Source organism: Corynebacterium sp. 335C, assembly GCF_053525695.1.
The window spans coordinates 788554-808233 of sequence record NZ_JASTTB010000001.1 but is presented as its reverse complement, the minus strand read 5'-3'; the positions used below and the strand labels follow the sequence as shown (position 1 = coordinate 808233).

Here is a 19680-nt window from a genome sequence, read left to right as displayed (position 1 = left end):
CGTGGTGGGCGCGGTGCGTGACGACGGGACCCGCGCGGCCTTTGCGCGCCTGCGCGCGGCCGTCGCCCGCCCGTTCGACGCGGTGTGGCGGCGTGCGCGCGGGCGGTGTCGGCCCGCGTGATGGAATGGGCCCATGAACGGAGCACAGGACGCGGGCTTCCGCGACGGCATCGACTGGCGGCGCTTCCAGGCGGCGGTGGGGTTCTCCTTCGCGGATCCGACGCCGCGGGGCATCGCCGCGGAGCTGGGGAGGAGCTCGCCTCCGCGCCGGTCGACGAGGTGCTCCATCGCCAGGACGGGCCGTCGCTGGTGCGGCGGCACCGTGACCTGTCGGGTGCCGTCGTCACGCACTGCCGTGGGCACGTGACCTTCGGCTTCGACCCGTCCCCGGTGACCTACGCGGGCCTGGGCTATCTGCCGGACGGCCGGGAGGGCTGGGCCGGCGCGCTGAGCCCCGTCGCGGAGCTCGCGGACCCGGGCCGCGGCCATGACGTGGCGCCGAACGAGCAGCGGCGGATGATGTTCCGGCCGACGGAGTACTCGCAGCTCTACGACGGGCCGCCGCTGCCGGAGTTCATGCTGGCGGACCCGCGGCAGTTCGGCGGGCTGTCGCTGACGCTGCTGCTGACCAACATCACGGTCGACCCGGTGGATCACCGCACGAGCTGGCTGGGCGCCGACGTGGTGCGGCCGTTGCCGGTCGCGGCGCGGGTGCGGGCGGCGGAGCGGCACGTCAACATCTCCACGGGCCTGCCGTTCCATGTGCTGGAGCTGGAGTTCTCCGACGGCGCGGTCGTGGCGGCGTGCGCCCCGGACCCGGGTGCCGCGGAGGGCACGGCGTCGCCGGCGGCGGACCCGTACCCGGTGGGCTCCGTCATCCGCGCCCTCGGCGTGTTGACCGGCCGCTTCACCCGCGTGGAGCGCCGCAGCCCCGCCGAGGACGTCCTGCCCGTCGCGGGCCCGTGCGACGCGGTCGTCGCCGACGTGGCGACGTGCCTGGGCCTCGGGGCGGACCCGGACGACGGCACGTGGGGGCTCATCTTCGACGGGCCGCAGGGAACGTGGGACTCCCGCGAGGCCCTCGTCCGGTCGGACGGGCTCGAGGTGAACGACGCGCGCGAGGCCGTCGGCCACGCCGCACACGTGGCGCGCATCGGCGTCGACGGGGTGGGCGTCTCCCGCGACCTGCCGGGGACGGAGTGGATCGGCTTCGTCTCGGAGGTCGACGAGCTCGGCGTGCCGGTCGACGACATCGGCGTGGTGCACGTTGCGGCGACCGAGCTGCTGGTGATGCCCGACGTGGAGTCCATGGAGGAGGAGTGGGGCATCGACATCGACCCCGACGGCACCTCCGGATGGACGCCGCGGGAGGAGACCACCGCCCCGGAGCCGGAGGATCCGGAGGACCCGCTGATGCGGAACCAGCTGAGCTTCTTCGACGTCCTGGAGGAGACGGGCGCGGAGGACGCCGCGCAGTGGGCGGCGCCGGAGCCGCAGCGGGAGGAGCCGGACGCCGGCGACGAGGATCCGGTGCTGCTCCACGTCGACGAGGACGGCCGGCAGGTGAACCTGGCCGGCTACGGCGAGCGCCTGAAGGTCTCGGGCGTGCTGCGCGAGACGGGGCTCTGGACGTCGTCGCTCGGCGACCCGGACGGCGCGCAGCACATCGTTGCGGACCTGCGGCTGGGTGATCGGGAGGTCGTGGTGCACTTCCCGATGAGCGCGGAGGAGCTCGTCGACGACGGCGCGGTCGTGCACGGCTACGTCACCGTGTGCTCGCTGCGCGTTTCCGAGGTGAACCTGGCGACGCGGTTCGTGCGCCCGGGCGGCGCCGACACGCGGCCGTGGACGGAGGAGCGGCCGGATCTGCCGCCGCAGCCGCACCCGGCCCGCGGCGACGCGATGATGTCGATGGCGATGATGTGCCCCGGCGGCTTTCCCGTGACGCTGCCCGAGATCGCCGACGCGTTCCACGTCTCCCTCCCCGTCGCCTACGCGGAGATGAAGCGGGCGGCGGCCGTGATGAACGTGGACCTGGAGGTCGGCGGGGAGTACTTCGTCGACCCGGTCGTGAACGCCTGGGCGCCGGCGCGGGGGATGCCCCGGATGCCGCTGACGACGGAGACGGCGCAGCTCATCTACCGGGCGGTGCGGTTCACCTACCAGCACTGCGCGGCGGAGGACGAGGACGGGTTCCACCGCCTCCAGGAGGCGCTGGAGCAGTTCCTGCCGCAGGCCGTCATCGCCGATGCCCCGGACGTCGGGGTCTGGGAGCCGGAGGCGGCCGCGGATGAGTTCGACGACGTCGACGACGACGTGGAGGAGGGCTTCGAGGACGAGCTGGAGGACGCCGGGGACGGCTCCGGCCCGTGGCTCGAGGACGGGTACCTGCCGGACTCGGAGGCGTGGTCGCCGGCGGAGGAGCCGTGGGACGGCGCCGAGCCGCTGTGGGACGGCCCCGAGTCGTTGTGGGGCGGTTCGCGTGCCGACGGGACCCCCGAGGGGCGCGGGCGTCAGCCGTAGAGATCTAGTGCTCGTCGCAGAACGTCGCGGGTCAATGCTGGACTGTGAAACCGACGGAACAAATTTGCCCGGCTGTCGCGCATGAGCCGGATGGCGAATTCACGTGCATCGGGAAGGAACGCGGGGACGGCCTTCGCGAGTGTGCGTATTTCACCGGTTCGAACGGCCCATGAATCGGTGTCTGTCAGCGGGTAATGCGCGCGTCCGAACTCCAGGTCGATCGGGATCTCATCGGTGGCAGCGAAGGAATACCAGTGTGAATCTCCGGTTTCCGGGGTCGATGAGATGCTCTCGTCTCCGAGGCCTTCGGGAGCGAGATTCACCGTCGTAACCGGACGTGGTGGGCGCGTCGGCTCTATTCCCTCCAGGAACGGGACGGGGCGTCGGCTGCCGTACATGAACTCCAGTCGTCCGATGTTGAGCGTGAACGTGCGCTTCCCGGAGGTGGAGGGGCAGTCGCTGACGGTCCACCATTCTCGTTCGGTCTCTACGGCGTTCGGCAGCACATGGGCGGCAATGAATGCGAGGTCGTCGAGCACTGCGTCGTGCAATTCCGAGGAAACCGACCTCCGGAGCTTCGTCGTCGCACCGGCACACTCGTCATCCAGCTCGTCTGCTCGCCGGGCGAAGCCGGACACGGAGTAGTGCGCTGCTCCGGTTGCCCAGTGTTCCTGGTCCTCGACCCTCATGACGCGGTCGAAGGGGCTCGGCTCGAGGTTGCCGAAGTTGTGGACCTTGTTCCGAAGCCGGAATCCCATCCCCTTCAACGCCAGGATGGACGCCCTCTCCGGGGCGTGCAGGTCTCCGTCCGGTATCGAGGTGAACCAGAAGCCCACGATGTCGTTCCATGGCGCGTGATGCCGTGAACCGTGGAGGTGGGTAGTGAACCGGCTGGCAATGTCCACGCTCTGGCCTACGTATCGCTCGCCGTTGCCGAATTCGAGGACATAGATTCCGCGTGCACCGCGGGGAAAAAGCGGTGTTATGGCCTGCCCCGGTTCGAGTGGCCAGCGACGGAAGATCCTGCCCCCGACGGACATGGCGTCCGGCGGGCAGTGGATCGTCCTCTCTGGCATACGTCCATGGTGCGGCGCAAAGTCGACACTTCGTTGCGGGGGTGCGGAAGGGCACCCCTGGCCGCACTGCCGGGGAACGGCATGAGCAACCTCGGCGATGAACGAGGCGACGGCAGGGATGCGGGCGACTTGGTCCGGCTGCCGTTCCGAAGAAACTTCAGGCGTTCCGTCTGGAACTGCTGATACCCCGATTAAGGACACGGTCATGAGCACCGAATTCGCCGCCATCACCAGCTGGACCCTCGTCGCAGAGGCCCCGATCCCGAATGACATCGTCCCGATGCTGGTGCAGGGGGAGCGGCCCATCGCCGCGTACAAGACGTTCCGTGACTCCGCCGTCTTCACCGACCGGCGCCTCATCATCCGCGACGCGCAGGGCATGACCGGCAAGAAGGTGGAGATGTATTCCCTGCCGTACTCGTCCATCCACATGTGGTCGTCGGAGAACGCCGGGCGCCTGGACTTCAACGCGGAGCTGGAGCTGTGGACCCGCGTCGGCCAGATCAAAATCAAGCTCGGCCGCGACATCGACGTCCGCCGGCTGGACCACCTCATCGCGCACGCGGTGTTCGGTCAGCTCTGAGCCGGCGCTCCGGGAATCGGGCTACAGCGGCAGCCCCAGGCGCCGGCGGCGCTGCCGCACCGCGAGCGTGACGACGAACCCCGCCGTCACCAGGAAGGCCACCACCCACACCGTGCGCAGGCCGATCTGCATGTAGATGAGGCCGCCGAGCACCGACCCCGTCGCCAGGGACAGCCACAGCAGGGCGTTGTTGATCCACGCCTGGTGGCCCTCGCCGAAGAATGAGCCGACGAAACGCTGCGCCATCTTCACCAGCGTCCCCGTCGCGTAGGTCAGGGAGATGGACACCTCGCCGTTGCGCTCGAAGGTGCTGTTCATCGCGCCGACGGCGAAGGACAGCGCCAGCATCGCCTTCGGCCCGTTGTCCATCGCGACGAAGGCGGCGGACACCAGCGTCGCCGTCGACACGAAGGCCAGCACCACCTCCCGGGGCCGCCCGTGTGGCAGGTGCCGCTGGCCGAGGCGCTGGATGAGCGCGCCGAGCATGACGCCGCACAGGAACAGGCCCATCAGCCCCGCGGCCTTCAGCGCCACGTCCCACACGCCCTCGGCCATCGAGGCGGTCATGCGGGTGGTGTTGCCGGACATGAACGACAGGAAGAAGCCGCCGAGGTAGATGAAGCCGACGGCGTCGATGAAGCCGGTGATGGAGGAGAGGTACCAGGCGAGGAGCTTCTCGCCGAGGCGGTATTCGTGCATGGCGGCGTTGCCGGTCCTTCGGCGTCCGGAGCCGGGGCGGGGCGTGCCGCCGGCGGCGCCGGGCGCGCGGTCGTGCGGGCGGATGGAACGGGCGTCATGGTAGCGGTGCGCGTCCGGCCCCGCCCGGCGTTCCGCAGTATGTGATGAACAGCGAAAACCCGGTTTATACAGCGGAAATCCATTAGGTTTAGTTAAATTACTGAGCGAACCCATTCCGCAGGTTGGGGCTTGGCAGTGAGCGGAAGGAGGCATATTCACGTTGGTCAATTCGTAGCCGAAAGTGATATCGTGCTCTGAAAGATGATCATATCGCAATGCTTGGCTGGGGTGTTTAGATTCGGGTTAGACTATTAAGAGGGGTGGGCATATCGAGAGGTTAGAATGGACGCGTGCATCGATGCTGGCGAAAACGATTTGTGCGATACGCTTCTGGCGTGTCCTGCATAAGACTACGCTCTTGGGGGCCGCTTAGACTGCGGAGCGATTTAAGGTCTGAAACCATAGAAATCGGGTTTTCCTAAAGGGTTTAAGGGTGTGGATGTGAAAATAGTCATTCTACTTAGAGAGTGTGACATGTTAGATGCGTGCCGCTGCGAGCCGGGTCGCGCTGGGAGGATGTCGTGAAACCTAAAATTTGCCTCCGCGTGGCAAAGGGGCTAAGGGTGGGGCGTATGTGGGTTTTCGGGTGCCGTCGGCGTCTGATATGCAGAATGATGTGGCTTGAAAGTTCCACACGGAAACGCTCGAATTCTGAGAAATGCGCCTATTTCCTCTCGCCGATATTGATGTTCCCGTTTATCCTTTTGTATTGCTATCCGACTGGCGGAACGCTATTTAAGCCATTTTGCCCACTTGGGGACTAGCGCCGTTTGCGCGCTTTAATATCGATATAGCTGTAGCGTATTCGATAATGGCATGCTTGATGGCGACGGCTCTGGCGATTTCAATTATGGCCACTGAGCAGGCGAAATCCACTCGGGCGGCGATTGAATCAATTCGGGAGGGAAATCGGGATTGCGACCAACTGGATCGGTCCTACTGTGAAGTGCTGCGCCTAAAGGGGTACATGTCCATTTCTGCACTCTCTATGATAATCCTTTCTATGGCAGGAGCTGCGATATGGGTAGTATTCGGTATTTCTGAAGCTGGGGAACGAGATTATGAGCGCGGTCATGTGCGTGCAGAATGTAGGGTTTTGTCCTATATGAACGATCTTCCGAAAGTTCGTAGTAATATCGAGCAGTATGAAGGGTGTATTCCTGAAAGTACCTATTTGGAGCTGGCTTATTGGCAGACATGTTCGGGTGTTTACGGCGAAGAGCTGACAGGTGGAACTTCCGGCGTTGATGCGTATGTTGAAATTTTGAAGACGTTCGTTCACCCTAGGGTTTCCATGATGGGTGTAATGGCACTGGCCCTTATGGTCGTTGCTTTTGTTCAGTATCGCTACATTGATTCTATATTAAAGAGGGCGGATGCCGATTCCGAAGGAATGCTTGAGGTCGCCCGACGGCGATTCGCGTCACAGCGACTGGGGTTTAGGGACTGGGCGCACCTGTATCTCGCACGGATGCTACCGGACCTACCCAAAATGAAGGGGGAGCTGGGGCAATGTGGAAAGTATATAACCCGTTCGCGAAAAAGTAGTGTTCGGGGCAATGTTGACGTAGGTCAGGCGATTCTAGCTGTTGATTAAGGTGCTCTAAATTCGGCAAGTCATGAACATTTTGAAATAGTTGGCAAAGTTGATGTTTCTGGGCGGGCTAGCGATGGTTGTCCGTCTGGAACAGGGCGCGTCGACAGGCTCGCGATCGTCCCAAATTTTGAAACTAGGGATGCAAAGTTAAACCTGGAAAGTGGGCGCGTCGTATTTGGCGCCTCGCTGGACGGGGTTTATGAGGTCATTGCCAATGAGGTCGTTCATCGCGAATGCTGCAAGTGGAAGGCATTTGAGCGGTTCCAGATAATTGGTTTGATATTGTCCTTGGTTCCCGTGATTGCGACTCTTGTTGTCATACTTACTTCGCGCGATCCGCAGGAGTATATATTTGACATGCGAGTCTATTTTAGTTTGCTCATGTTGGTGGTGGCTTGCGATTTGGTGCCTTACTTGCTCGTAAAGCTAACGATTTGGCATGAGTACCGCTTGGGGAATGAAGTTGGATCTTGGGCATTTATTCTCGTATTGTTGATTGTGCCGGCTTTGGGGTTTGTGCATTTCGCCGCGTCAATGCCTGGCGTTTTGATAGTTGGCCTCCTCTGCATTGTGGTTAGCTATGCAATTTTGCGCTTTTGTGTCTATCGTTACGTCCTCGGCCCTGGCGAGGTGAGGGCAGGTGCCCTTTATCCGGGTGGGGCGATTGGGCGAAACGGCCAGGTAGGTGGCTGGGTGGAGTACTCCAGTCCTGGTTTGGATTATGCAATAAGGCGCGTGTTTTAATCTTTTTCAATATGGGGAACTAAAAATGCGCAAGGTGGGCCGTGTTGTTTTGGATGGGGGTGGCATGGCGGCTGTGTGGTATGCATCCAGGAAATGTGGCGGATGAGTTTGTTTGTTTATCGGGCTGAAATTCTGTCGATATTTCCCCTGTTGGGCCACACGGGGTTTCGCCGTCGGAGATGCGTAGCCCTGCAATCCCCAAACTCCGGCATCCCGCTGGCCACGCGGTCCACGAAGGCCACCCCCGCTTGCCAAGCTCCGGTCTAGTAGCCCCGAAGGGATGCCCCCGCAGGCCACCCCCGAAACGGTAAGCATTCGTTACCCAGGGGTGTGCAGGCCCCACCCGCTCCCATAGTCTTGATGTGAAAACACGGTCAATCTCTCAAGACTGGACGAAGGAGCTGGTGAACATGGCGTCACCATCGGGGCGTGACCGCAGGGGAACGCCCGCCCGGGCCTCCGGTTCCGGAACCCCCGCCGGCGGCGGGGGCTTCTGGCGCCGGCGGCCGTTCGCGCGGAAGTGCGCGGCCCTGCTGTCCGCCCTCGCCATCGGGGCGCCCGCCCTCGCGGCGTGCGGCTCCGACGACGGTGGTCCCCTGACCCTCCGCTTCATGGGCCCCGCCGACGGCGCGGACCAGTACGCGGCGGCGGCGCAGAAGTGCAGCGAGGCCTCGGGCGGCCGGTACACGATTCAGTACGACATCTCCGCCAAGCAGACCGACGAGCAGCGCCTCCAGCTGGCGCGCCGCATCGTCGGCGGCGACGACTCGTTCGACATCATGGGCCTCGACGTCACCTGGACCGCGGAGTTCGCGGAGGCCGGCTGGGCCGTGCCGTTCCCGGAGGACGTCGCCGCCCAGGTGCGCGAGGGCACGCTGTCGGGCCCGCTGGAGACCGCGACGTGGCAGGGCACCCTGTACGGGGCGCCGCTGAACACGAACACGCAGCTCATGTGGTACCGCAAGTCCCTCATGCCGAAGGGCCCTGACGGGCAGCCGGCGCCGCCGCAGACGTGGCCGGAGCTCATCGAGCTCGCCGAGCAGCTCGCCGCCGAGGGCAAGCCGTCCTACATGGGCGTGCAGGCCGCGCAGTTCGAGGGCGCCGTCGTGTGGTTCAACTCCCTGCTGGAGTCCGCCGGCGGCCAGATCGTGGGCGAGGACGGCAAGACCGTCACCATCGGCGAGGGCGACGCGGCGCACCAGGCGCTGACCGTCATGAACGGCGTCGCCACCGCCGACGGCCACGACCCGTCGACGTCGCAGCTGGACGAGAACCAGGCGCGCCTGGCGTTCGACCGCGGCGACTCCTTCATGCAGGTCAACTACCCGTTCGTGTACGCGGGCCTGAAGGAGAAGGCCGAGGCCGGCGGCGTCGCCAAGGAGATCTTCGACGACATGGCGTGGACGGTGTACCCGGGCATGAAGCCGGGTGAGCCGTCGAAGTCGACCATCGGCGGCCTGAACATCGCGGTGCCGTCGACGTCGAAGCACCAGGAGGAGGCCTTCGAGGCTATCCAGTGCCTGCGGAACGAGGAGAACCAGCTGAACAACGCCCTGGAGGGCGGCGTTCCCCCGACGCTGACGAAGCTGTACACGGAGGCGACGCCGGAGTTCCAGGAGCAGTACCCCTTCTACCGCGAGATCTTCGAGTCCCTGAACAAGCTCGACCCGGCGGAGCTGGGCCCGGAGGAGCAGGCGCTGCTGCCGAATCCCCGCCGGGTCAGCGTCGCCGTCCGCCCCCAGACCCCGGCGTACCAGTCGATCTCCATCCTGCTGGCCGACAAGCTCAGCCCGCCGGCGGAGATCGACCCCGATGCCCTCGTGCCCGAGCTCGAGGACACCATCAACCGCGCCGTCGAATCGACAGGACTGGTGCCGTGATGAACGCGAAGCACACGCTTGACGACGGGGACCGCGCCGCGGCCGTCTCCGTCGATCCGAACGGGGGCGCGGCCACGGCCGGCGCCCCGGCAACCCGCGAGGAGCAGCGGAGGAAGGCGAAGAAGGCGCTGTCCGACGGCAAGAAGGCGGAGCGCAACCTCGGCCTCTGGCTCGTCGCGCCGTCCGTCATCCTCATGCTGCTGGTGACGGCCTACCCCATCGCGTACGCGGTGTGGCTGTCGCTGCAGCGCTACGACCTGCGTTTCCCGGAGGAGCGGGAGTTCGTCGGCTTCGCCAACTACGGCGCCGTGCTGTCCTCCCCCTACTGGTGGGAGGCGCTGTGGGTGACCGTCGTCATCACGGCGGTGTCCGTGGTCATCGAGCTCATCCTCGGCATGGCCATCGCGATGGTGATGCACCGGGCGCTGTTCGGGCGCGGCATCGTCCGCACCGTGGTGCTCATCCCGTACGGCATCGTGACCGTCGCGGCGGCGTACTCGTGGAACTACGCGTGGACGCCGGGCACCGGCTACCTGGTGAACCTGCTGCCGGACGGCTCCGCGCCGCTGACGGAGCAGTGGCCGTCGATCTTCATCATCATCCTCGCGGAGGTGTGGAAGACGACGCCGTTCATGGCGCTGCTGCTGCTCGCCGGCCTGGCCCTGGTGCCGGACGACGTGCTGAAGGCGGCGGCCCTCGACGGCGCCGGCTTCTGGCAGCGCCTGTTCAAGATCACGCTGCCGCTGATGAAGTCGTCCATCATCGTCGCGCTGCTGTTCCGCACGCTCGACGCGTTCCGCGTGTTCGACAACATCTTCATTCTCACGAAGGGCAACAACGGCACCGGCTCGGTGTCGATCCTGGGCTACAACAACCTGTTCAAGGCGTTCAACCTGGGCATCGGCTCGGCGATTTCGGTGCTGATCTTCATCTGCGTGGCGATCATCGCCTTCGTGTTCATCAAGGGGCTCGGCGCGTCCACCCCGGGCAACGGGGAGGAGTGACCGGCCATGTCCAACGCATCCGGCAAGGAGAAGTTCTGGTGGACGATCGGCATCCTCCTGGTCGTCCTGTACGCCCTCATCCCGGTGGCCTGGATAGCGTCGCTGTCGTTCAAGACGACGGAGACGCTGCATGACGGCCACTTCATCCCGCGCGAGTGGACGCTGGACAACTACAAGGGCATCTTCGAGACGCCCGACTTCGTCCGTGCGCTCATCAACTCGATCGGCATCGGCCTCATCACGACGGCCATCGCCGTCGTCGTCGGCACGATGGCGGCCTACGCCATCGCCCGCCTGGAGTTCCCCGGCAAGAAGTTCATCCTCGGCGTCTCGCTGCTCATCGCGATGTTCCCGCAGGTCTCCCTGGTGAGCCCGCTGTTCGACATCGAGCGCAAGATCGGCCTGTTCGACACGTGGCTCGGCCTCATCCTGCCGTACATCACGTTCGCGCTGCCGATGGCCATCTTCATCCTGTCCTCCTTCTTCAAGGAGATCCCCTGGGAGCTGGAGAAGGCCGCCCAGATGGACGGGGCCACCCCGTTCCAGGCTTTCCGCAAGGTCGTGGCGCCGCTGGCCATCCCCGGCATCGTCACGTCCGCCATCCTCGTGTTCATCTTCGCGTGGAACGACTTCCTGCTGGCGCAGTCGCTGACCTCGACCGAGGCCGCGCGCACCGCGCCGGCGGCGATGGCCAACTTCACCGGCTCCTCGCAGTTCGAGGAGCCGACGGGCTCCATCGCCGCGGCGGCGATCGTCATCACGATCCCGATCATCATCTTCGTCGTCATCTTCCAACGCCGTATCGTCGCCGGCCTGACCTCCGGCGCAGTGAAGGGGTAATCAGGCCATGGCCGATATTCAGCTCAAGAACGTCAACAAGGTGTTCCCGGACGGCGCCGTCGGCGTCGACAACGCCAACCTGGACATCGCCGACGGCGAGTTCATCATCCTCGTCGGCCCCTCCGGCTGCGGTAAGTCGACGACGCTCAACATGATCGCGGGCCTGGAGGACATCACCGACGGCGACCTGCTCATCGGCGGCGAGCGGATGAACGACGTCGCCCCGAAGGACCGCGACATCGCGATGGTGTTCCAGTCCTACGCCCTGTACCCGCACATGAGCGTCCGCGAGAACATCGAGTTCCCGCTGAAGCTCGCGAAGATGGGCAAGAAGGAGATCGACGAGAAGGTGGAGGAGGCCGCGCGCATCCTCGACCTCGGCCCGTACCTGGACCGCAAGCCGTCGAACCTGTCGGGCGGCCAGCGCCAGCGCGTCGCCATGGGCCGCGCCATCGTGCGCCGCCCGAAGGTGTTCCTCATGGACGAGCCGCTGTCGAACCTCGACGCGAAGCTGCGCGTCCAGATGCGCGCGGAGATCTCCCGCCTGCAGAACAAGCTGGGCGTCACCACCGTCTACGTCACGCACGACCAGACCGAGGCGATGACCCTCGGCGACCGCGTCGTGGTGATGAAGGGCGGCGTCATCCAGCAGGTCGGCGAGCCGCAGGAGCTCTACCGCAACCCGGTGAACCTGTTCGTCGCCGGCTTCATCGGCTCCCCGTCGATGAACTTCACCCCGGGCCGCCTCTCCGGCGGGTCGGTCCGCACCGCGCTGGGCGACATCCCGCTGCGCGGCGACCTGGCCGACAAGCTGCGCTCCGCCGGCGACCGCGAGGTCGTCGTGGGCCTGCGCCCGGAGGCGTTCGAGGACGCGAAGCTGGTCGAGGGCGGCGCCGACGGCGTCACCGTCGACGTCGACGTGGAGGTGCTGGAGTCGATGGGCTCCGACAAGTACGCCCACTTCACCGCGTCCTCCGACGACCCGGCGGCGATGGGCGAGGCCGCGGCCGACGCCGGCATCGCCGACCGCGGCGCCGGCGCGATGGTCGCCCGCCTCTCCGCCGAGTCGGAGATCCGCCGCGGCGACCGCGCGACCCTGTGGTTCGACCCGTCGAAGGTGTCGGTGTTCGACGCCGGCACGGGCGAGAACCTGGGCCTGTAGCGGTCCGGCGCCAACGGGGCCCGGCGGGGGAGTCGTCCTCCGCCGGGCCCCGTCGTCACGCAACCGCTGCTACGAGCCGGTGCGCGACGGCGCGACCGGTGCCCCGTTCACGGCGCCGCCGGCGACGTGGCCCCGGCCCTCGGGGCCGCGGCCGGTGGCGCGGACCTTCTCGAAGACGTCGTCGGGCCACTCGTGGCGGCGGATGAGGCGGTATCGCTCGGCGGCGACCCACAGGTAGAGCTCCGCGTCGGTGTGCCGCGGGGCGAGGCCCGCGCGGCGGGCGGCGGCGACGACGGGGACGAACTCCTCGGTGAACCAGCGGTCGGCGACCTCCTCGCGCGACAGGAAGGAGCCCTGCGCCTGCATCGCGCGGAAGCCCCATGCCTCGACGCACTCCGCCAGCTCCGCGTACTGCCACGGGTCGGGCAGGCGGATCATGGCGGCGCGGGCGTCGTTGAGCGGCACGCGGGACAGCAGGATGCGGCGGTGGTCCTTCAGCACCAGGTCGCGGTTGTCGCGGATGCCGTCGGCGTCGACGCGGGTGAGGACCTCCGTGACGTAGGCGTCGATGACCCGGTCGCCGCGGGCCCGCGCGATGGAGACGCGGTGGTGGCCGTCGACGACGAAGTGCATCCCGCCGATGCGCCGCAGCCGCACCGGCGGCATGGACTCGCCGCGGCGCTGGGCGGCGTTGATGCGCTCCCAGCGGGCGCGGGAGGAGTTCGTCGTCGGGCGGAAGGCCCGGTCGAACTGCCCGGTGCGGTCGACGGTGCCGACGATGGAGTCCGTCGCGACCTGCTGGAGGCCCAGCTCGCGGCGGCCGGTCTCGCCGAGGGCGTGGACGACCTCGTCGTACGGCAGGACCTGAGTCACGTCGTCGGGCTGGAGGCGCAGCCGCGACACCGCCCGGCCCAGCCACGCGCGGCGGCGGGCGCGGGCGAAGTCGGCCTGCGCGTCGGCGTCGGGGAATCCGGTGTCGGCCATGTGCGCTCCTTCGGTGTCGTGGTCGGCGGGCGGGGTCGGATGGTCGGGGCGGTCGGGCCGGGCATGTGTGCCCGTTCGTGCCCGAATGAGCCCGATCTTCTGTTGGGGTTCATCATCGTAGACCCGTGCGAGCCCGTTCCTCCAGTTCATCGCGCCGAACGTGACGACGATTACGGTCCGGCCGCCTGCCGTGCGGGGTGGCCCGTCATTCTGGCGGCGGCGCCGAGGGGCGGCGGCCCGTCGTGGAAGGGGGGCGTCGCGCGGAGGGAGGCTGCCCGTCGCGCGAGGGCGGCCCCGCGGGGGTGGAAGGGCGGTCCCCCGGGTGCAAAACAGCCATAGGATGTCTGAATGATGCACGCGGTCGACGACGGCCCGCGGCACTCCGGCGACCAGCGAAAGGCGACAGCGCATGCACGACGAGACGAAGCTCATCCACTCCGGCTACGTGCCCGGGAACAAGGACCCGCGGCAGGTCCCCATCATCCAGTCGACGACGTACACGTTCGACTCCTCCGACGACATCACCGCGGTGTTCGACGAGCCGACCCACGCGCTGATCTACTCGCGCTTCGCCAACCCGACCGTCATGGCCGTGGAGGAGAAGATCGCCGACCTCGAGGGCGGCGCCGCGGCGATGGCGACCTCCTCCGGGCAGGCGGCGACCGCGCTGGCCATCATGAACCTGTGCTCGGCCGGCGACAGCTTCGTCGCGTCGTCGGAGATCTACGGCGGCACCTCCAACCTCTTCTCCACCACGCTGAAGCGCTTCGGCATCGAGGTCATCTACGTCGACCAGAACGCGTCCGAGGAGGAGATCGCCGCCGCGTTCAAGCCGAACACCAAGGCGCTGTTCGGCGAGATCATCGCCAACCCGGCGATGAGCGTCCTCGACGTGGAGAAGTTCGCCCGGATCGCGCACGGACAGGGCGTGCCGCTCATCGTCGACAACACCTTCGCCACCCCGGTGCTGTGCAAGCCCATCGAGTACGGCGCGGACGTCGTTATCCACTCCACCTCGAAGTACCTCGACGGCCACGCCGTGCAGGTCGGCGGCATGATCGTCGACGCCGGCACGTTCGACTACGCCAACGGCCGGTTCCCGGGCTTCACTGAGCCGGACGAGTCCTACCACGGCGTCGTGTACGCGAAGGACTACGCGGCGGCGCCGTTCATCATCAAGGCCCGCATGCAGCTGCAGCGCGACTTCGGCGCGTACCCGGCCGCGCACTCCGCGTTCATGCTCAACCTGTCGCTGGAGAGCCTCGACGTCCGCATGCGGCGCCACTGCGAGAACGCGCGGAAGGTCGCCGAGTACCTCGAGACGCGTGACGACGTCCTGCTGGGCGTTCGCTACCCGGGCCTGGCCTCGTCGCCGTACCACGAGCTGGCGCGGAAGTACCTGAAGGGCGCCTCGGGCGTGCTGACCATCGACCTCAAGGGCGGCCGCGAGGCCGGCGTGCGGTTCATGGACTCCCTCGAGCTCATCTCCCGCCAGGTCCACGTCGCCGACGCGCGCTCCTGCGTGCTGCACCCGGCGTCCACCACCCACCGTCAGGTGCCCGACGAGCTGCTCCCGTCCGTCGGCATCACCCCGGGCCTGGTGCGCATCTCCGTCGGCCTGGAGAACGCCGACGACCTCATCGCGGACATCGAGCAGGCGCTGGCGAAGGCCGCGGAGTAGGGGAGGAGCGGGCGTCAGCGGCCGGCGCTCACCAGCTCCGCCCACGACGCCGCCCCGCCGTGCGCCGGATGCAGCCGCACCAGCGTCCACCCCACGGTGTTGAGGACGAGGGTGGCGGGGCGGCCGTCGTCACGCATCTCGTCGGCGACCCGGCGCGGGCGGCCGTGCGGGTGCACGTGCCCGTGCAGGTGCAGCGCCGGGGCGAGGTCGCGGACCAGGCCGTCGACGGCGTCGAGGCCCCGGTGCGCCGGGTCCGGATCCCCGCCGGCGACGCCGGGGGAGTGCGTGAGCAGGACGTCGGCGAAGCGCCCCGCGACCTCGCCGCGGCGTCGGGCCCTGCGGCGGGTGCGGGCGGCGCGGCGGCGCGCGGCGGACGGCGTCCACTGGTTCGGGCCGGAGCGGTAGCGGGCGCAGCCGCCGAGGCCCGCGACGCGGATGCCCGCGACCTCGACGGCATCGCGGTCCGCGGCCCACGCGCCGGTCGGGCCGGGCCACGTTGCCGGCAGCCCCGCCCGGTGCCAGCCCAGCCGGCCCGGCCGGTAGCCCTCCAGCGACGGGTCGTGGTTGCCCGGCACCATCGCGCACGGCGCGTCGTGGGCGGCGGCGACGGCCTCCACGTAGCGGAACGGCAGGTCGCCGGCCGACAGCACCACGTCGGGCCGGTCGGCGCCCACGTCGACGGCGCCGGGCACGGTCAGCGCCTCGCGGACCTCGTCGGCGATCGCGAGGATGAGGACGGGACGGGGCGCGGTGGACATCGCGCCCCATTGTGCCGTCCGGGCCCGCCGCGCCGGGCACGGGGTCCGGCGCGGCCGGCAACGCGGAGGCCCGCGGCGGGGGGCGCCGCCGCGGCCGGGCCGCCGCCCGCCCTACGCCCCCGGCAGGGCGCCGGTGAACGGCGCGACGGGGACGCAGACGTCGGAGTCGGCGGGCGCGGGGCCGTCGTCGTCAAGCGCGAGCAGCACCATGTCCAGCACCCGCGGGCTGAACGTCATGGACAGGTGCTCGGAGGCGTCGCGCCAGCAGCCGTCCTGGACGGTGACGTTGGCGACGTCCGCGCCGGGCCCGCCCTCGAGGAACTGCCCGGTGTAGGGCGCGACGTTCCAGTCCCATACGGTGGCGATCATCGTGTAGCCCACGCCCGGGCGGGTCTCGCCGCCGGCGTTCATCGCGGCGAAGACGGGCGCGCCGACGGCCTGCTCCACGCCGCCGTGGCGCTGTACGTACGCGCGGGCGTGGATGCCGCCCTGGGAGTGCGCCACGAGGTCGACCTCCGCGGCGCCGGTGCGCTCCAGCACCTCGTCGACGAAGTCCGCGACCTCCCGCGACGAGTCCTCCAGGTTCTGCGTCCCGTACACCCCGGGGATGCGCCCGACCAGGCCGGATTCGTCGTCGCCGTAGTTCAGCGCGTACGTGCAGTAGCCCTCGGCCTTCAGCATCGGGGTGAGCATCGACCACGTCGCGTACGCGTTGTCCCACGTCCCGTGGATGCGCACGACGGGTCGCGGGTGCTCCGGCGACGGCTCGCAGTCCCAGTCGTTGACGTGCGGCGGCATCATGCCGGGGTTGCGCACCGACCGGATGTAGGCGGAGACGAAGTCCCTCGCCTCCGGCCCCGCCGCGTCTTCCGCGCCGCGCCGCGCTTCCGCCTCGGGCGGTTGCGTGACGACGCCCGCCGCCGCGGCCGCCGCCACCGCCACCGCGGCGGCGAGGGCCCGCAGCCGCGGGCGGGCGGCGCCGCCGGGGCGCAGCCTGCGACGCCGGGGGCCGGTGGACGTCGTCACGCGCTACCCCTCGGGGTGCTCGCGGATGACCGCGCGCAGCAGCCCCGCGACCTGCTCCGACACGACCATGAGGCCCCAGTGGCCCTCGTCGTGCGTGCGGTGGACGACCTCCGGCTGCTGGGCGTCGATGCAGGCGACGAAGCCGGGCGTGAAGAAGCCGTCGGCGGCGTCGAGGCTGAGGATCGGCGGGGCGTCCTCGATGCGGTCGTACCGGGGCCTGCGGATGCGGTCGCCGAAGTTGGCGGTGTAGAGCTTCGCCTGCGCCAGGCCGTCGGCACGCGCGTAGCCGGATTCGCGCGGGGAGCCGGCGCGGTGGTTGAGGAACGACACGGCGATGTCGAAGAGCCCGCCCCACCAGGAGATCCGCGGCACCCCGGGGATGAGGTAGCCCCGAACTCGGGGATGCGGATCATCTGGTTGACGAACCGCGCCGGGCCCGCCGGCCACGCCGCCGGCCGCAGCTGCTCGCGCGTCCACTGCGCCCACTGCTCGAACGACGGGGCGCCGAAGGCGACGAAGCGCCCGATGCGCGCCCGCGTCCCCTCGTGCCGCAGCAGGTCCCAGCCGATGATGCCGCCGAAGTCGTGGCCGACGTACGTCACCTTCTCGTCCGGGGCGGCGTCGCGCATGACGGCCAGGAAGTCCTCGTTCAGCCGGTCGATGACGTAGGCGTCCACGTCCTCCGGGTGCCCGGAGTCGCCGGAGCCGCGCGTGTCGATGGCCACCACCCGGAACTCCTCCGTCAGGTGCGGCAGGAGGCTGTGGAACACGGCGCGGGTGTTGGGGTAGCCGTGGACCAGCACGATGGTCGGCGCCTCGCCGCGCGGCCGCCCGTACTCGTACCAGGCGATGGGCGTCCCGTCGGCGGAGACCGACGTGTGCGGCGTCTCCGGGACGGGGCTGCGGCCGGCCTCGAACACGATGCCGCCGTGCGTGTTCGGCGCCTGCGGCAGGAGGGGGATGCGTCGGCTCATGCGTCCGCCGTATCGGTCGCGCGGTGCCCGCGTGCGCGTGACGACGGGACCCTCCGCGGCCGTTTCCGGGGCCGCGCGACGGCGACGCGGACGGTGCTGGGGCGTGCCGCCGAGCGGGCGGCGTGTATGCGCGCATGCGTACGCTCGGACTGGGGTGCGGGCATCGGGCCCGCGCCGCCGCGACGACGACCCGGGCCCGGCCCGGACGACGAAAGGTGCACGGCATGACCGTTCTGCTGCAGGTCGACTTCCCGTCCGACGGCCCATGGGGCCACGAGATGGCCGACGCCTACCGCGAGCTGGCGCACTCCATCACGGAGGAGCCCGGCTTCGTCCAGAAGATCTGGACGGAGAACGAGGAGGAGGGCATCGCCGGCGGCATCTACCTCTTCGAGTCGGAGGAGACCGCCCGCGCCTACCTGGAGATGCACTCGAAGCGCCTCGGCGAGTGGGGCGTGACCGACATCCGGGGCCGGGTGTTCCAGGTGAACCCGGAGCTGTCGGCCATCACGAACTGGCGCGGCGCGGGCGCCTGACCGCCGGTCAGGCGCCCAGGCGCTCCAGCCAGCGGGATGCGGTGCGGCCGCCTAGGTCCCGCAGAACGTCCGGTACGGGTAGAAATCCGGCGGCGCCGGCTGCGCGTAGCGCTCCAGCCCGGGCCGCTCGGTGAACGGGTCGCGCAGCACGTCGACCAGCTCCCGGTACGGCCCGAGGTCCCCGTCGGCCGCGGCGTCGAGCGCCCCCTCCACCAGGTGGTTGCGGGGCACGTAGACGGGGTTGACGCTCCGCAGCGCGTCGGCGTCGGGGGAGTGCCGGCGCCACCGCTCCAGCCACGCCGCGGCCCGCTCCGCATGCCCGTCGCCGAGGTGCCGGAGCACCGGCTCGTCGTCGCCCGCCGCCGCGTCGGCGAGCGCGCGGTGGGTCCCCGTGTGGTCGGGCTTCGCGTCGGCGAGCATCCGCGTCCAGTCGTCGATCAGGGCGTCGGAGGTTTCGTCGTCAAGCCCCGCACCCGCGAGCCCGAGCTTGCGCAGCCACTCCGCGCGGCGCGCCGCCGCCCACCGGTCCGGGAAGGAGCCCATGAGCTCCGTCGCGGCGTCGACCGCGGCCTGCGGCTCGTCGCCCATCAGCGGCAGCAGCGCCTCCGCGAAGCGCAGCAGATCCCACTGCAGGATGCGGGGCTGATGCCCGTAGCGGTAGCGGCCGCGTTCGTCGACGGAGCTGAACCACGTGTCCGGGGCGTGGGCGTCGAGCATCGCGCACGGGCCGTAGTCGATGGTCTCGCCGGACATCGCGATGTTGTCGGTGTTCATCACGCCGTGGATGAAGCCCAGCCCCATCCATCGCGCCACCAGCGAAATCTGGGCGTCCATGACGGCCTCCAGCAGGGCGGCGCCGACGCCGTCGCGCTCCGCCGCGGCCTCCGCCCCCGGGTGGTGTCGGCGCAGCGTCCGCCACGCCCACTCGCGCAGCATCTCCTCCGGCCGGTGCGCGCGCAGGAACTGCGCCGTGCCGACGCGCTCGTGGCCCGCGGCCACGCGCACCAGGATCGCCCCCGGCAGCGCGCGGGACCGGACGACGGGCCGCCCCGTCGTCAGCACCGCCAGCGCGCGGGTCGTCGGCACGCCGAGCGCGTGCATCGCGACGCCCATGACGTGCTCCCGCAGCATCGTGTCGACGGTCGCCCGCCCGTCGCCGCCACGGGAGAACGGCGTCGGGCCGGAACCCTTGAGGTGCACGTCGACGACGCGGCCGTCCGGCACCTCCAGCTCGCCGAGCAGCAGCGCGCGGCCGTCGCCCAGCATCGGGTTGAACATGCCGAACTGGTGGCCGGAGTACGCCTGCGCAACGGGCCGGGCGTCGTCCGGCAGCTCCATGCCCGCGAGGAATCGGACGCCGGCGGGGGATCGGAGCCACTCCGGGTCGAGGCCGAGCTCCGCCGCCAGATCCTCGTCGAGGATCACGAGGGCGGGGTCCGGCGACTCCTCCGCCTCCCAGTCGATGATCAGCTCCGGGAAGGCGTCGGCGTAGTCGTGCCGCAGGCGCGGCATGC

General features: G+C 68.8%; 16 protein-coding genes and 1 pseudogene. 9 read left to right on the top strand and 8 right to left on the bottom strand.

Annotated features, from left to right (window positions below; genetic code table 11):
• Positions 1–279 precede the first annotated feature (279 nt).
• Positions 280–2523, top strand: coding sequence for a hypothetical protein (locus QQS41_RS03430; RefSeq protein WP_448851282.1), 2244 nt, complete (start codon positions 280–282; stop codon positions 2521–2523).
• On the opposite strand, the gene QQS41_RS03425 is transcribed toward QQS41_RS03430, so the two are convergent.
• Positions 2514–3599 (bottom strand): GIY-YIG nuclease family protein, encoded by a 1086-nt coding sequence (locus QQS41_RS03425; protein WP_448851281.1) that lies wholly within the window; start codon positions 3597–3599, stop codon positions 2514–2516. The two genes, QQS41_RS03430 and QQS41_RS03425, sit on opposite strands and share 10 nt — an antisense overlap.
• A 205-nt stretch (positions 3600–3804) precedes the next feature.
• Between QQS41_RS03425 and QQS41_RS03420 the strand changes: the two genes are divergently transcribed.
• A complete protein-coding gene (locus tag QQS41_RS03420) occupies positions 3805–4182 on the top strand; it encodes a PH domain-containing protein (protein WP_448851280.1) in 378 nt (125 codons plus the stop codon).
• Between the two features lie 21 nt (positions 4183–4203).
• Here the strand turns inward: QQS41_RS03420 and QQS41_RS03415 are convergent, their stop codons facing one another.
• Positions 4204–4881, bottom strand: a complete 678-nt coding sequence (locus tag QQS41_RS03415; protein WP_448851279.1) for a YoaK family protein — start codon at positions 4879–4881, stop codon at positions 4204–4206.
• Between the two features lie 922 nt (positions 4882–5803).
• On the opposite strand from QQS41_RS03415, the gene QQS41_RS03410 reads away from it, so the two are divergent.
• The 5 genes from QQS41_RS03410 to QQS41_RS03390 all read left to right on the top strand — a co-directional run bounded on the left by QQS41_RS03410 (position 5804) and on the right by QQS41_RS03390 (position 12207).
• A complete protein-coding gene (locus tag QQS41_RS03410) occupies positions 5804–6577 on the top strand; it encodes a hypothetical protein (protein WP_448851278.1) in 774 nt (257 codons plus the stop codon).
• A 1154-nt stretch (positions 6578–7731) separates the two neighbouring features.
• Positions 7732–9201 (top strand): extracellular solute-binding protein, encoded by a 1470-nt coding sequence (locus QQS41_RS03405; RefSeq protein WP_448851277.1) that lies wholly within the window; start codon positions 7732–7734, stop codon positions 9199–9201.
• A complete protein-coding gene (locus tag QQS41_RS03400) occupies positions 9201–10205 on the top strand; it encodes a carbohydrate ABC transporter permease (protein ID WP_448851276.1) in 1005 nt (334 codons plus the stop codon). Before QQS41_RS03405 ends, QQS41_RS03400 begins: the two co-directional genes overlap by 1 nt.
• A 6-nt stretch (positions 10206–10211) precedes the next feature.
• Positions 10212–11045 (top strand): carbohydrate ABC transporter permease, encoded by an 834-nt coding sequence (locus tag QQS41_RS03395; protein WP_448851275.1) that lies wholly within the window; start codon positions 10212–10214, stop codon positions 11043–11045.
• Between the two features lie 7 nt (positions 11046–11052).
• The gene (locus tag QQS41_RS03390; protein ID WP_448851274.1) at positions 11053–12207 is read left to right on the top strand and encodes an ABC transporter ATP-binding protein; all 1155 of its coding nucleotides are present in this window, start codon (positions 11053–11055) and stop codon (positions 12205–12207) included.
• 69 nt (positions 12208–12276) lie between these two features.
• Here QQS41_RS03390 and QQS41_RS03385 read toward each other — a convergent pair whose 3' ends face one another.
• Positions 12277–13191, bottom strand: coding sequence for a chromosome partitioning protein ParB (locus tag QQS41_RS03385; protein ID WP_448851273.1), 915 nt, complete (start codon positions 13189–13191; stop codon positions 12277–12279).
• 409 nt (positions 13192–13600) lie between these two features.
• On the opposite strand from QQS41_RS03385, the gene QQS41_RS03380 reads away from it, so the two are divergent.
• Complete coding sequence (locus tag QQS41_RS03380; RefSeq protein WP_448851272.1) at positions 13601–14872, top strand: O-acetylhomoserine aminocarboxypropyltransferase/cysteine synthase family protein; 1272 nt, start codon at positions 13601–13603, stop codon at positions 14870–14872.
• A gap of 14 nt (positions 14873–14886) precedes the next feature.
• Here the strand turns inward: QQS41_RS03380 and QQS41_RS03375 are convergent, their stop codons facing one another.
• The 4 genes and pseudogenes from QQS41_RS03375 to QQS41_RS03360 all read right to left on the bottom strand — a co-directional run.
• Positions 14887–15630, bottom strand: coding sequence for a metallophosphoesterase family protein (locus tag QQS41_RS03375; RefSeq protein WP_448851271.1), 744 nt, complete (start codon positions 15628–15630; stop codon positions 14887–14889).
• A gap of 111 nt (positions 15631–15741) precedes the next feature.
• The gene (locus QQS41_RS03370; protein WP_448851270.1) at positions 15742–16656 is read right to left on the bottom strand and encodes an esterase/lipase family protein; all 915 of its coding nucleotides are present in this window, start codon (positions 16654–16656) and stop codon (positions 15742–15744) included.
• Between the two features lie 3 nt (positions 16657–16659).
• Positions 16660–17028, bottom strand: a complete 369-nt coding sequence (locus QQS41_RS03365) for a hypothetical protein (protein ID WP_448852007.1) — start codon at positions 17026–17028, stop codon at positions 16660–16662.
• 53 nt (positions 17029–17081) lie between these two features.
• Positions 17082–17630 (bottom strand): annotated as a pseudogene (locus tag QQS41_RS03360) (alpha/beta fold hydrolase); the annotation flags it as partial.
• Between the two features lie 224 nt (positions 17631–17854).
• Between QQS41_RS03360 and QQS41_RS03355 the strand changes: the two are divergent.
• Positions 17855–18166 (top strand): monooxygenase, encoded by a 312-nt coding sequence (locus QQS41_RS03355; protein WP_448851269.1) that lies wholly within the window; start codon positions 17855–17857, stop codon positions 18164–18166.
• A gap of 51 nt (positions 18167–18217) precedes the next feature.
• Here the strand turns inward: QQS41_RS03355 and QQS41_RS03350 are convergent, their stop codons facing one another.
• The gene (locus QQS41_RS03350; RefSeq protein WP_448851958.1) at positions 18218–19678 is read right to left on the bottom strand and encodes a protein adenylyltransferase SelO; all 1461 of its coding nucleotides are present in this window, start codon (positions 19676–19678) and stop codon (positions 18218–18220) included.
• Positions 19679–19680: the final 2 nt, after the last annotated feature.